Origin of the sequence: Streptomyces antnestii (genome assembly GCF_004005495.1) — a bacterium.
Lineage (GTDB): Bacteria > Actinomycetota > Actinomycetes > Streptomycetales > Streptomycetaceae > Streptomyces > Streptomyces antnestii.
The window spans coordinates 33,669-47,155 of sequence record NZ_RZYA01000028.1 but is presented as its reverse complement, the minus strand read 5'-3'; the positions used below and the strand labels follow the sequence as shown (position 1 = coordinate 47,155).

Here is a 13,487-nt window from a genome sequence, read left to right as displayed (position 1 = left end):
AGTGGTGACCGGAGGGAACCGATCTTGGAAACCTTGCTCACCGCACTGCCACCCGCAGCAATCGTGGCAGGTGTCGCGCTCTTCATCTCTGTGCGGCTGGCACGCAGCCAGCGCCGTGAACGGAGACTCGAGCGCGCGCACATGATCCTTAGCAGTCTGTCTACCAAGGCTGCCGTTGACGACCGGCATCTGCTTGGCACTTACCACTGGCGGAACCGGTCCTTCAAGAAGGGAAAGGTACGAGACGATGTGATGCGCGCCTACTTCTCGATGCTATGGCTCTTCAGCGACATCCAGAAGGAACGTACATCCCTGTTGGCCACAAACAAGAACAAACGCGATGAAGCAGTCGAGCACCTGGACAGGGGAATCATGACCGTAGTCCTGGAGTACGTCTGCACTTTCAATGTGATCAAGAAGAAGCTGCTCGAATCCGACCCAGACGAAAAACTGTTCGAAGGTTGCTACGGGGATCACTTCTCGGATCTTTGCGCCGCACTCGCCGAGGAGGTGAAAGACGACACGACCAAGCGGATGCTGCTGAAGGTGCATGTGAACGACACCGAGCAGTGCCTGTGCAGTTGTCACTCCGTAAGCCCGAAGAAGACCTCTCGGCTGACTACCGCGGCTTGAAGGCGTAACACCTTCCGTTGATAGATATCACACCTATATACCTATAAAGAAAATTTCCACTCCGTTTCCTCCTCTCCCCACACCGGGGAGAGGAGGTTTTAACGTGTCATGCCAGCGATCCGAGTCCGGCTCGATGGACGCAGTGAGGTCGAGATTGAGGGGCAACGGGCGCGGGGGCGACCGAAGCGGGACGCCGGGAAGGAAGCGACCCGAAGGACCATCCCCGCAGGCGCAGGGGCGACCACCCCCTGTTGCTGGTAGATCTTGTAGCCGTACGGACCATCCCCGCGGACACCGGGCCAACGACTCGCGCGGTGCCAACGCCCGTACAGACACAGGACCATCCTCGCAGGCACGGGCACCCGAACGTCGAAGTCGACGACAGCGCGTACGAGGGACCATCTCCGCAGGCGCGGGGACGACTGCCTGCGCGTGGCCATGAACAACCGGGAGAACGGACCACCCCCGCGGACGCGGGGGCGACTTGCCCGGTGACGGGGTGATCGTGGGGGCAGGCGGACCATCCCCGCGGGCGCGGGGCCGACCTCGGTCAGCACGGTCTTGGAGCGGGTTCCGTTGCGGAAGTTGCCGCCCGTTCTTTCCCGTTGGCTCATGCCGGTCATAGCCGAGGTGATCGGTGACCTCGCCCTCCAGAGCCGACTCCGGAAACCGTTTCGTAAGCTGCTGCAGCAGACCCTTACCAGGTTTCGCAGGTACGCGCCGGGGCGCAGCTGCCGATCTGGGCTCTTTGCGCGGGCTGTTCTGCCGAGGCTTCCCTCGGTCTGGCTGGGGCGGCTTGTCAGGGGTCTGTCTTCTCAGCCGCTGATCACGCTTGTGCCCGGACCGGCAACCGTGGCCCGCTGTTGGTCGGCACGGCGGGCGGTGACGTTGCTTTCCTTGAGGAGAAGAGGCGTTGGGACGCATACCTGACTGCTGTGCTTGCCCCTCATCAAGCCTGAGGCAGGGCGTCACACCGAGCCGTCACGGCGAACCGCGCCATCGGGTAGTGGTCCCAGCGCCTCGAGTCTCGATCGTGGCGGAAGGACTGTTGCCGCCTTGCTTGTGACCCGCCCCAATCGCTGGAGTCGTGTGATCAGCCCGAAGAATGGCTGCTGCGCGCCGGGAGCGTGCACGACGAGTGCGATCGGGCCGTCATGCTCCCGGGCAGTTGCCTGCATAGCGGCGACGTCTGTTGGGCTCGGTCCGGACGGTGCGGGATGGCTGTGCCACTCGCCGACGTAGCCGGTTGGATCATCATCTGCTCGCGGGGCCAGGAACTCTGCGAGGAGACGGTTCGCTCTGACGTCGTCGCGCACGTACCTGTGGGCGGACGCTCCGGGTCCGTCGACAACGAGGGCATGTGTGACAACAACGTCGGTGTCTTCCCTGTAGCCGAGGAGGATGCCACCCGTTTCCCGCGGCAGATGCTGGGCGGTCTCGGAGGCGATGACCTCATATGCCTCCTGGCGCAGCTCGATCCTTGTTGCCGACCGGGTCACTGCTGATTCCGTTCTGCTGAGGAGTGGAGGTGGCGCGTCTCCCCAGCGGGATGGAGGGAGCGGTTCACGAGGAGGCCGACGGCGTGGCGGACGGTTGCCGCCGCCGCCTCGACCACCGCGTGGGGCGGCGTTGGGGATATCGGACTTCCGCAGCCTGCTTCGAACAGTGGTGGTGCCGTGGTGTCGGCTCTGGTCGTCGAGGGCGGCAGTGGTGCGGCGTCGTTGAGCGGTGGCAGTACGTCGATGCGATAGGTCCTGCCGTCGTTTTGAAGCACTGCAGAAAGGACCTGTGTGCCCAGTGACTGGGCGCTTACGTGTAGGAGCGCGGTGGTGGCGAAGTCGGCGGTGGCGTTCACGACGAGGTCGTGGTTCCGCAGATGGTCAACGGCGTCGGAGCCCGTCGTAAGTGCGCGATTGATGGTGCCGATGCCGTCGGCCAGCGCCTCGTTGTTCCTGACGAGGTGCTGCTTGACCGCTTCGACTTTCGGTAGTCCGACCGCGTCGGGTCCCACGAGGTGGCGTACGAGGTTTCCTGGCACGACGACATCGTCGTCGATGAGAGTGAGGTGGCGGACACCTGAGCGCACAAGCATGTCGGCGATGAACGAGCCCAAAGCGCCGGCGCCGACGAGCGCGACCTTGGATCCACGCAGCTCGGGAGCGAGGACGCCTGCGCGAGCGGACCGGGCGGCTTCGGTGTCCGCCGCTGAGCGCAGGCGTGTGACAACCGTGCCGCCATCCTTCTTGGGCGCTACGTCCAGCACGATCGCGCCCCCGTGGGGGCCGCGTCGGTAGGTCAGCACGACGATCGCGACCGTCTGCTGTCGAATTCTGCGGCCCAGGTCCGCTTTCGAGTCGATCCGGGTGGAGATGTCCGCCCAGGTTCTCGGCGGCACGTCCACCTCGCCGAGGTCGGCTACGTATCCGAAGCGGTCCTTGCTGTGCTTGAGCGCTTTGCTGGGGCGGGTGCCGTGCTTGATCCGCATCGTTTTGTTGCTGGACGGGCTGAAGCGGACAGGGCGGTTGAGGTACTGGGCGAGGTCGTCGTAGAGGTAGAGGCGCCGGTCCGTGGACGGCTGGAAGTACCGGTCGAGGTCGAGGTCAGGCCGATCGTCCGTCCAGCCGGTGTCCGCGCGCTCGAACCATGCGGTGACGTGCTCGAGGAACGCCGGTGCCTCCGTCCACCACAACCCGTCGTGATCGTCCTCGGCGACCAGGCACAGAGCGCCGTCCGGGTCGCGGTGCCAGGACCAGGGCACCGCGTCGTGATCGACCGGCGTCACCGTCGGCGGCCGAAACGGGAAGCGGGTCGGCAGGTCGATCACGACGCGGGTCGTGCCCGCCGTGTGCGGGATCGACCCTTCCCATCCTGCTTCCCCCTCGCTGAACCCGGCGCGGATCAGGCCTTCCTCGAAGTGCTGCCGGAAGTAGGCGACATACTCGTGGAAGTCGTCAGAGGTCACCCGAAGGTCCTCTTGCCGGCTGGCACGACGCGGGTGCCGGGCGAGATCACGGATGCCTTCTTGCTGCCGTCCTCGTTGAAGCCGGGCGGCATCGGGAAGACCGTGTCTCCATCGCCGTTCTTTCCCAGCAGTTTCCGGAATGCCAGCGCGGCCTTGCCCGCGTCCTCCTCGTCGAGCGCAGCCTCTGCCGACACCGCGGCATCGGCGAACCGCGTACGCGCGGTGTCCAGCTCATCGTCGGTCGCACGGATGCGGATGGTGTGTCCGGGCAGCGTCGGATCGGTCACCGCGATGTTGTAGGCCACGAAGTCGCTTACGATCGCGCTGACTTCCCGGAGGGCGGAGACGTAGTACTCCGCCTGGTCGTCGCCCGAGACTGCGCCCGAGGCAAACGCCTGATGTGCGGCCATCTCGATGAAGAAGCCGCCGGGCTTCTTCTTGCCGAGCAGGGCACGACGGGTCTGACGCAGCAGCTTGACGGTCGGCACGTAGTACTCGTCGTGGTCCGCATTCATCGTGCTCGACAGTGCCGTCAGCCCGTCAGGGTTGGTGCGCACCCACTCGTTCCCGTCGCCCTTCTGCGGGATCTCCCACGTCCCGTCACTGTAGGGACGGGCGGGCACCGCGTCGACGTAGAGGTCGTACTCCGGGAAGGAGACCTGCAGGCTCCGGTCCTGGCGCTTGGTACGCCGGTGCCCATCGGCATCGGTGCCGAACTCCGCATGCAGGACCTTGAAGAATCTGTCGAGGATATCCTTCGACGTGACGTCCCTGGGGACCTCGGTGAGGCGCACGAACACGTCGACGTCCTTGATCCTGCGGATGGACACGTTGCGCTTGTAGGAGCCGATCAACACCGGGCTGACACCGTACTCGACGAGCTTCGAGTCGGCCTCGAGGGCATCGCGGACGAGGCGATGAGCCTCGGGCGCGTTGGTCTTGTCGTCGCCGGGCTCTATGGAGCTCAGCGCCTCCTTGAACTGCTGCTTCAGGTGAGCCATCGGGCCCTCCGATCCAAGAGATATGACTGCATTGGCAGCGCTGGGCCTGACTCACACCACCGACAGAGCCAGGCAGTCCGGGAGAGGATCGACAACCTCACTGGAGGCCGTCAAGAACAGGAACGCGTCGGACAGCTCGCCGTTCACCATGCGTTGTGCCTCCTCAGGCGCATCGTCCAGCCCGGGTGCACACCGCGGCCGCGGGCTCCTCGGCGGGAGACCGGCGGTCACAAACAGGCATTTCCGGCTGCTCAACCACAACAGTAGGGCGCACCACTGACAATTCCCCTGCACCGCCGGGGCAGTTGGTCATCATGGCGCGATCCGCGAGCAGCAGGGCAGCGCATTCGCGCAGGTGACGCACCGGTTCGGCGGGCGTACACGGGCCGAGGCGTCGGGCGCGCGGCCTGCCGCGGTGCCGGGGGTGGCGTGCCCCCGGTTTCTGGCGCAGGATCGTCGCGATCGGGGGCCTGGGCGAAGGGGCGGGGCGCATGCGGTGGCTGGGGCAGTTGAGACGGTTGGTGTTTTCTCGGGAGGGCGGCGGCACACTGCTGATGGCGGCCTGCACGGCCGTCGCGCTCGGTGTCGTGCCGAACATCCTGGAGCAATGGACGCGTCGGCCGTGGGTGTTCGACGTGGTCTTCGCCACGGCCCTGCTCCTGGTCCTGACGGGGTGGGTGCTGCAGCGTCCGCGCGGGCTCGGCGTGGTGGTCAGCCTGTATCCAGCAGACCGTACGCAGGCGTCCCGCGTACTGACGCTGAAGAACGCGTCGCGCCGTGCGCACGGCGCGACGCTGGTCGTCGACCGCGCGCTCCTGTGGCCCGGAGAGATCTCGGTACAGGGCCGCCCGGAGATCGTCGACTTCGTCGCCCGGCTCGTCGACGCGCAGATCGAGGAACTGCGGGCCGCCGGGGCCGCGGAGCCGGAGGTCGCGCTCTACGTCCTCGCTCACCTGCAGGACGCGTTTCTCCTCGGGCGGCGCCTGGCCGACGACGTCCAGACGTCGCTGATCGTGATGCATCTGTCGCAGCAGACCGGGCGAGCGGTGGTTCCCGGAGTTGTGCTCGGCAGCTCGCTGCGCGACCCGCTCGGCGCGCAGCAGCGCGCCCGGGTCCGCCAGCTTCTACCGGCCGACCGCGCGGAGGACCCCACGCTCGTGGAGATCCCCGAAGCGCCCGGGCAGCAGCGTCACCGGATAGCAGTGATCGTGCGGCTGGCATCGGCCGCCTCCATGGTCGACGACGCCCGCCACGTGGCGGCGACCGGACAGGTCTCCTACGGGCCGGAGTACCACACCGGCTACCGCGTTCCCGATCCGGGCCCCTCCGGTGGACAGGGCCCGTGCGGCGCCTACCTCGTCATCGACACCGGCGACGCCTACCTGCCCGACGACCCGGGCCTCAACGCCGCGGTGACCACTTACATCTGGGAGCACTGGCAGACCGCACGGCGGCAGTGGGCGCAGCACCTCGGCGGCACGACCGCGGTGGAGGGGCTGCTGTTCTTCCACGGCCCGCTGCCGGTCGCCCTCGCACTGGGCTGGCTGGCGGCCCGCGACCGCCTCACGCCGGTCCACCATGACCTGCGCCTGGCCCAGGGCGCGCCGCCCCCTGCAACGGCAGGATCCTGACGGCGTCCCGGGAGATCCCGGGCCACCCGCTCCCGCAGGATTCCACGGCGACTTCCGGTGCTGCTCACGCGTTGACGACGAAGGCCTCCGCACCGGACGACCACAACTGGGGCCCCTGGGCCACAGCAATGTCCGCGCCGGTCACCATCCGAAAGGCGGCGCCGACCAAAAACGTAGGGGCCAGGCGGAGACTGCCGGTGAGAGCCACTGCGGTGGCGCCCGGCTCCATCCGGGACGGTGCCGCTTCCAGGTCTGCCTGCAGTTGCTCCCAGGTCGCCGGGGCAAGCGGGCGGCGCTTGGTGTACTCCGAGTCGCTCTCGAAGCGGTCCACCCAGTCCACCGCGTAGTCCGCGTCCTTCGCCATCGGGTCGGGCTTCAAGGTGGCCACGGACAGCACCGCTCGTGACGAGCCCGCGGCGAGCCGCATCGCCCCGATCGCCTCGCGGATGTCCGCCAGGGACAACCGGCGCTGCCCGTCGGCGACCTGGCGGGCGACCCAGTCCGCTCCGGCGTGCATGGCCTCCTCGTCGAACCGCAGCCCCGCGGCAAACATCATCATTTGCAGGTGTTCGTGCAGGTGCCGCACGTCCCGCGCCAGGTCGAAGCACAGCACCTTCAGCAGCTCCAGCAGCCGCTCCTGGCTCAGCCCGGATCCTTCGGCCCAACGGGCCCGCGCCTGGCCCGTCTTGGAGCGCGGGCCCTGCCGGCCCGCCTTCGGGACGAGGAGCTGGGTGCGGGAATCGCGAAGGGAGATCAAGGGATCGCCCGCGTCCGGTGAACGGTTGCTGAGCAGCGCGAGGTCGACCGGGGTTTCGTCCTGGGTCAGCTGCTCCCACGCCTGCGCCAGTTTCCGCAGGATCGACGGCCCGCCCTGGTCGCTGAGCTTGAGCAGATACTCCTCGTTGACCGGCGTGCTGCTGTCCGCCGCGTACTTGACCTGTGTATAGGTGTGCGGAGGCTGTTTGCGGTACAAGACGACATCGTCGACGTTGCCCACGCCGTCGACCTCAACGCCGACCGCCACGACCGGGTTCGCCCCGTTCAGTGCCGCATCCCTTACCGCTGTGACGCAGCCCTGCCAGGCGATCAACCACTGGTAACGGTCACCCGCGATACGGACACCCGTCGAGCTCGGAGCAGGCAGGTCAGGCACCGGACTTGATCTCCTTCGGGATCGACCGCGGCACAGCGGAGCACGACTCCCCAGTAGACCACCGCACACGCTCTTCACCATCCCAGGGCCATCACGCCCCAACGCTCCTATGGGCAGGCAACGTTGATCACGATGGAGCCCGTTCCGCGCCGCAACCCAGGCGCCGACGCCGGCCGCAACCATGATGACGGTGACGACCGCCGGAGGGTGTCCCCAGATGCGGAGGGGCCGCCGCGGCGATCATCATCGCGATCAGCGCGCCCCACTGCAGGTGGCCGTACGGCACCTTGATGCCCCTGATGCGCACGGGAGTTGACCGTACCCCTCTTCCCGCCAGTATCGCCGCCGGTGTGGTCAGGAGGCGCCCTGGCCGCGTCCGCGGGGAGGACGTCGGCGACGATCGCGCCACCATGCGAGGCGGTGCGCGGACTCCTGGGGGAAGACCGACTGGATGACGATCACGACGAAGGCGAGCACGAGGCAGCCGAAGGCGACGGCGGCCAGGCCCCAGGGGGCGTCGGCCAGTGCGAGCACCAGGCCGGTGAGGCCGGGAAGCAGCACCGCGAGTAGCGGTCGTGCGGAGTGCATCGTGACGTCCTTCCGATGGGGATGCCGGGGCGGTGCACGAGAGTGCGGGGCCGGCTGAGGTCGCGAGCATGGCACGGAAGGGGGCTGCTTTCGCGAGAAGAGGGGGTGGCTGTGGTATCGGTGGGTGTCACACCTCCCAGAGGCGGAACCCGAAGCGGTCGACCGTGTTCCGCCACGTCCGCTCCATCGCCTGTTCCAGGGCAAGGCCGCGCTGCCGGTGGGACTCGGTGGCCAGCCACTGCACGACGTCGGGCAAACGACGGCCCGAGGCCAGTTCGGCGGCTACGGACCGGCCGGGCCATCGCCAGGTGGCGCGCGTGATGCTGAAGGGCTTGCCTTTGCCCTTCTTCGTGTGGGCGCGGGTCACACGCATGAAGGCCGTCGCGTCACCGTCACAGCGGGCCTGCTTCATCCTCTCCACCCAGCCGCTGTCCGCTCCCCCGAACACGGCCCATTCGATGTAGGCGTCCATGCTCCTGAGCGTCGACTCTCTGGCACAGGACATGAGGCGGTGCTCTTCCTGGGAGGTGAGAAGGCCGAAACGGCGGGCCTTCGCAACCGGCAGGCGCAGCCCGACGTCAGGGTCGTCGAACTCATCGGGGTCGTGTGCGGTCCTGTGGTTCCAGTCGATCAGGAGGGCCTCGATGAAGCCGGTGATCTGCTCAGGGCGCAGGGAGGCGGCCGCAGTCGCCGCCGCTTCGAAGCCTGGTACGGGACGGCCGACGGGCACGTCCGCGCACGAGAGGAGCGGCCAGAAGACCAGCCCCCTCCGGGCGCGGCACGGAAAGGCCAGGAGTCGTCCTTCGGCGGCCCATGCTTGGTAGGGCTCACCGGCCGCGCCAGCGGGGGTGAAGTGCGCCCGCCAATCGGTGGGGATGCGTAGCAGCCAGTTGGGGTCGCGCGCGGCCACCGCGTCGATCCGGCCCGATCCGGGGTCGGTTCGTTCGACCAGCCACTGCTCGAAGTAGTCCATCTGTAACTGGTGTTCGGCGCGCCAGACCGCGGAGCCTCCCCGGCCTGTCCAGTCATAGCCAGGCATCGCGTAGCGGCGTCGGGTGGGCGCTGTCAGCTCTCGACGCAGCCAGCCTTGATACTCACGACCCCACCGTGCGTCCTGGCTGGCCAGTACGTCTTCCCACTTCTTGGCCCGTCGGCCAGTCAGGTACCCGCGGGCGAGGGCTTCCGCCGTCCGGAAGCGCTCTTGCGAGTGCCAGGCGACGTCCGATTCGAGCAGAGCGGCCACCCGCAGGATGTGCGTCTCCTCGAAGTTGCGCCGGCGGGTGGCCTTGAGGATCTGCTCGGCCCTGGTCAGCACCTCCAGTTCGGGTCTTGTGCTCGACGCGGCGACCGCCAGGCGCCACAGACCCAGGGCAGCGCCGTGGCGCAGCACGGGCATCAGGCCGTTAAGGAAGTCGTCCGTGAAGGGCTGGGCCACCGCAATGGCGGTGGTCACCGCGTCGGTGAGCAGGCGGGCCTGGTAGTCGCGGTGGGCCCGCTGATACTGGCCCGGCAGACGCAGCGACATGGCCCGGGCCCGCTCCAGCAGCGCAGCAGGGGCCCGCACTCGCACGGGCACGTCCTCCCGTGGGGCGCCGCGCCACAGGGGCGGTGGCGGGTAGCGCAGCACGGTGGAGATGTGGGTGAGCCTGTCTTCCGGATAGCGCTGTTGCTCCTGCCGCTGGACGTGCTCGGCCAACAGTTGGCGGATAGTCGCATCACGCGATGTCTCCCTGCGGGACGTGAGCGTCTTCAAGGCGTCGACGGCACAGGGAGCAAGGCGGATGTTGGTCTCTGTGTTGTTGCCGGGCACGCCCGCCAGTCTGACCATGAGTACGGCTTGCCACAAGCAGCCAACACGGCCTGCACGCAATTCAGTTCGCCCTCATCCCGCCGATCCCCACTCCGTACGGACGCGGCGACGGGACTGACGTGACTCAGATTCCGCATACGGGCAACTGGGATAGGAAAGGCAGGGGTCGACCGCTTCCGAACATCAGAATCTGCAGATGTTCGTGCAGGTGCCGCACGTCCCGCGCCAGGTCGAAGCGCAGCACCTTCAGCAGCCGCTCCTCGCCCAGGGATTGGCCGGGCCTGCCGGCCGGCGGTACGGGTGGCTGTGGGGGCCTGGAACCCGGGGGAATGAACGTGTCCGACCAGACGGCGACAGCATCCGAGCCCGACAGCCTCACCGTCCCCACCCCCACGCCCCGCACCGGGCACATCGGAGGCCGGCCGGGTGGGTGAGATCGCAGCCCGTGTCAGTGACCCCTCGTTCCTCCAGGCCTGCGCGGCCCGGTACATGGCGGCCGGGTTCGGGGTGCCGAGTGAGAGCGAGGTGCGCAGCTGGCGCAACAGCTGGCCGCCTCTGCTTGCGGCTTCGCCGCGGGCGGGACTGCCGCCGCGGCCCTGCAGCGCCTGCCCTCCCCCGGCGAAGCCGCGGTGCGCAAGGGGGACGGGTTGCGTACGCGAAGCGAACCGGCGTGCCGTTCCGGGTGCTGTGGCCTGAGGGCGCCAGTCGCTGACCGACGGGACGTGTGGTTAGAAGTCGTCGTCCTCGACCCTGACGCGTGCTCCTGCCTGTTGTGCCTTCTGCTCAATGGCCCCTTGTGCGCCCTCCGCGGTGATGAGCGTGACGCTAAGGCTCATGAGTTGGTGGTTGGCGCTGGGGGCATCTAGGACCTTGCTCAGTTCCTTGAGGAGTTGCCAGACCTGCTCACGCGTTTCCGGTGCTGTGATGCTGCGATTGGTGAGTTCGATGATGTACCGCTTGAACGAGGCGGGCTCCAAGCTGATCGGGGCAGCGTCTTCGGTACTGGCCTCGCGGGCCCTTCCTGTGTTGGCGGCCCGGTATTCCTGGTCGTCGATGCCGAACAGCTCACTAGGTTCTCTGCCGTCGGCTGGCTCGCTTGACTGCTTTGGGATCGGGATCGTCGTGGTGCTTTTGGACGCGCCAGTGGCGGCGGACACGGCCTCAGCTGTCTTGACCGCGCGGCGAAGGTTCTGGCTGATGGAGCCGATCGAGATTTGTTCCGGAGAGGCGATGGCGAGCTTGTCACCGTCGGAGTCCGCCAGTTCCCAGCCGTTTCGGAGCAGAGCGTAGATTGCGTGGCGTATCTCGTCGGTCGCGGTGACCAGGGGGAACAAGGGGTTCTTGTAGAAGGATTGGACGACTTCGCGGGGGGTGAGGGTGCGCTCGAAGGTTTCTAGTAGGGCTGCGAGGTAGTCCGGCGAGAGGCCTGCTGTGTTCGTTGCGCGACCGGCCTCGACGAGCGCCGCCCACACCTGGTCCCCGCGCAGGGATGACTTGCTGTCGTCGTCGAAGCGCTTGAACTCGACGTGCAGCCCGTCCGAGGCGCGGACGAGGTAGGCGTAGTGCTGGAAGGCCTTCTCAATGTCCTTCTTGAGCTTGTTTTCAGCCTCGGCCACCTTGGTGGTGGCCTCGTGGAACTCGTCGGTGTCCTCGGGGTTGATCTGCTTGAGGACACTGCGCCAGGCGAGGACTTCTCTGGCGCGCTTGCGTGCCACGTCCCGCCGCTGTGTGTTTACACAGGCCACGATGCAGCTGGCTGCATTGTCTACGCGCAGCGGGTCGGGTCCGAGCCCGAGGAGAGCGGTGATCTCGGCGCGGCTGAGGGTGTCCTTGCCGTTGAGTAGGGTCCAGCGGCGCGGGTCGAGCACGACGAGGCGGGTAACGGCCGAGTCCACCCCGTCAAAGGTGCGCGCAAGGTCGATGTCCCCAGTAGCGGTCGGCGCGTCGATGAAGCGGATCTCGTCAAAGATTCCACGCCGAGCAAGACTCTGCGTCTGCTCCCAGACCAGCTTTTCGCACGAGGGCGGGTCCACCAGCGCGAGGGATGCGGTGAAGTACATCCGGAGTGTCTGCCTGATGGACAGGTAGTAGCGCCCGGGTGCGTTGGCCGGTTGGGTGATCTCAAGTGCGCCGAGGCCGTCCTCGCCGGTGAGGGCGTTGAATACCTCCTCAGCGTCGGTGTAGGGGGTACCGGTGGCCGGAGTCGGCTCGAGGATGGCCGCCAGCATCTCGGCCTTGGTCGCTCCCCGGCCACCGCGCGGGCGGGCGACCATCGAGTAGCAGAACAGGGCGGTGGCCATGCGCACGCCTGCGTGGTCCTGCAGGGCGGTGACGCCGGCAGTGTGCAGTCGCTGATCGATGGCGACGGCGCGTCCTGCGGAGCCGTCGGTGCTGGTGATGTCGGTGGTGGCCACGGAGCGATAGCCCTGGATAGCCCGGTCGTTGCCCATGAAGAGGCCGGAGGACAGCAACTGCTCGAGGGCGATGGTGAGGGGGATGTCGCCGACGCCGATGAGGGCCGGCGCCCACCGCCCGTCCTCGTGCTCGGTGACCCAGTGCAGCGCGGTCCGGGCGAAGATCGCAACCGTGGAGCGGACGCGCTGGAAGTTCTGGACCTGTGACCACTCCTCTCGCACCAGTCGCATGAGCTCGGGGTGGAAGGGGTAACTTGCCTCGACTCGCTCGGCGAATCCGGTCACTCCGCGGTTCGGGCCGAGCTTGTCGAGCACCTTGTCTCGCCAGCCGGTATCGCTCGCCGTGCCGTACTGCTTGGCCACACGGGACGCAGCAGCGCCCACCTCGGCCGGCTCGAACAGGCGGCGTTGGATGATCGAGGTGAAGTCGTGGGACTCAGTCACCGCGACTCTGCCGTCCGGTCCGTTACGCACGAGCCGGTCGGAGACGTAGCTGCGGAAGTCATCGGCAAGCGGCGGGTATCCGCGCTCGTCGAGCTCGCTGCGTATCATGACCACGACACATACGACGCGGGGAACGTCGTCGCAGGCGTCCATGAGGGCGTTGAGGAACGCCTTCTCGTTGGGCATGCGGTCGACGTTGGTCGCGTCGGCGAGCTGCAGTACGTAGTCCATGAGCTCGTCGAGCAGGATGAGTACCGGCCGTCCCGCGTCGCTGAGCGCCTGTTGCAGGGTCCCCTTGTTTGGCCCGCCCGCGACGTAGCGCTTGTAGCGGTCCATGTCGCCGCCGGTCAGCGACCAGAGGAACCGCTCGAACAGGTTCGTAGCCGGGCCGAATGTCTCGCTGGGCCTGCCCGGGCTGAAGTAGTCGGCCGTGAGGACGACGGCCTGGGCACCGGTGAGGTCTACGTCGCGGCCGCCCTGCTCTGCTTCGCTGCGGACCTTGCGGCCCAGCTCCGTGGCGAAGAACTCCTGCGGTGAGTTGGCCATGTGGTAGAGCCCGACGAGAGCGTGGCTCTTGCCTCCACCCATGCCTTGGTCCAGGTGGAACAGCGCCGTGGTCTCGGCGTCGGTGCCTAGCCGACGAGCGACGCGGCTGAAGAAGCCGACCAGATTGGGGGTGGGCTGGGTGATGTCGCCGTAGTAGTCGACCTTGCGGTAGGGCACGTCAATGGTCTGGTAGACGGCTTTGTGCAGGCTCATTTGCAGCTCGCCTACTGAGCCGTCGGATGCGGTGACCTCGGGCCGGAGCGTGAGGACGTCGGCCCAGTGTGAAGCGGTGCGGGTCGACATGC

9 protein-coding genes and 1 pseudogene are annotated in these 13,487 nt (G+C 67.4%); 2 read left to right on the top strand and 8 right to left on the bottom strand.

The window, feature by feature from the left end; genetic code table 11:
• Window positions 1–24 precede the first annotated feature (24 nt).
• On the top strand, window positions 25–633 hold the full coding sequence (locus EOT10_RS36935) for a hypothetical protein (RefSeq protein WP_127832774.1): 609 nt from the start codon (window positions 25–27) through the stop codon (window positions 631–633).
• A gap of 515 nt (window positions 634–1,148) precedes the next feature.
• Here EOT10_RS36935 and EOT10_RS43290 read toward each other — a convergent pair.
• The 4 genes and pseudogenes from EOT10_RS43290 to EOT10_RS36915 all read right to left on the bottom strand — a co-directional run.
• Window positions 1,149–1,329 (bottom strand): annotated as a pseudogene (locus EOT10_RS43290) (transposase); the annotation flags it as partial.
• Window positions 1,330–1,601: 272 nt separating this feature from the next.
• A complete protein-coding gene (locus EOT10_RS36925; protein WP_223281419.1) occupies window positions 1,602–2,132 on the bottom strand; it encodes a M67 family metallopeptidase in 531 nt (176 codons plus the stop codon).
• Window positions 2,129–3,595: a ThiF family adenylyltransferase gene (locus EOT10_RS36920; RefSeq protein WP_127832773.1), complete on the bottom strand. Its 1,467-nt coding sequence runs from the start codon at window positions 3,593–3,595 to the stop codon at window positions 2,129–2,131. Before EOT10_RS36920 ends, EOT10_RS36925 begins: the two co-directional genes overlap by 4 nt.
• Window positions 3,592–4,596, bottom strand: a complete 1,005-nt coding sequence (locus tag EOT10_RS36915) for a nucleotidyltransferase domain-containing protein (protein ID WP_127832772.1) — start codon at window positions 4,594–4,596, stop codon at window positions 3,592–3,594. Before EOT10_RS36915 ends, EOT10_RS36920 begins: the two co-directional genes overlap by 4 nt.
• A 521-nt stretch (window positions 4,597–5,117) precedes the next feature.
• Here EOT10_RS36915 and EOT10_RS36910 point away from each other — a divergent pair.
• Complete coding sequence (locus EOT10_RS36910) at window positions 5,118–6,227, top strand: hypothetical protein (RefSeq protein ID WP_127832771.1); 1,110 nt, start codon at window positions 5,118–5,120, stop codon at window positions 6,225–6,227.
• 64 nt (window positions 6,228–6,291) lie between these two features.
• Here the strand turns inward: EOT10_RS36910 and EOT10_RS36905 are convergent, their stop codons facing one another.
• From EOT10_RS36905 to EOT10_RS36885, 4 genes are all read right to left on the bottom strand, one after another.
• Window positions 6,292–7,380, bottom strand: coding sequence for a hypothetical protein (locus tag EOT10_RS36905; RefSeq protein ID WP_223281418.1), 1,089 nt, complete (start codon window positions 7,378–7,380; stop codon window positions 6,292–6,294).
• 354 nt (window positions 7,381–7,734) lie between these two features.
• Complete coding sequence (locus EOT10_RS36900; protein WP_127832770.1) at window positions 7,735–7,968, bottom strand: hypothetical protein; 234 nt, start codon at window positions 7,966–7,968, stop codon at window positions 7,735–7,737.
• A gap of 127 nt (window positions 7,969–8,095) precedes the next feature.
• Window positions 8,096–9,778, bottom strand: coding sequence for a hypothetical protein (locus tag EOT10_RS36895; protein ID WP_127832769.1), 1,683 nt, complete (start codon window positions 9,776–9,778; stop codon window positions 8,096–8,098).
• A gap of 728 nt (window positions 9,779–10,506) precedes the next feature.
• Entirely contained in the window at window positions 10,507–13,485 is a 2,979-nt protein-coding gene (locus tag EOT10_RS36885; RefSeq protein ID WP_127832767.1) for a DUF499 family protein, read from the bottom strand.
• Window positions 13,486–13,487: the final 2 nt, after the last annotated feature.

Coding starts and splice junctions, on each gene's coding strand:
- EOT10_RS36900 (WP_127832770.1), bottom strand. CDS start 7,968: ATGCACTCCGCACGACCGCTACTCGCGGTGCTGCTTCCCGGCCTCACC.
- EOT10_RS36915 (WP_127832772.1), bottom strand. CDS start 4,596: ATGGCTCACCTGAAGCAGCAGTTCAAGGAGGCGCTGAGCTCCATAGAG.
- EOT10_RS36885 (WP_127832767.1), bottom strand. CDS start 13,485: ATGTCGACCCGCACCGCTTCACACTGGGCCGACGTCCTCACGCTCCGG.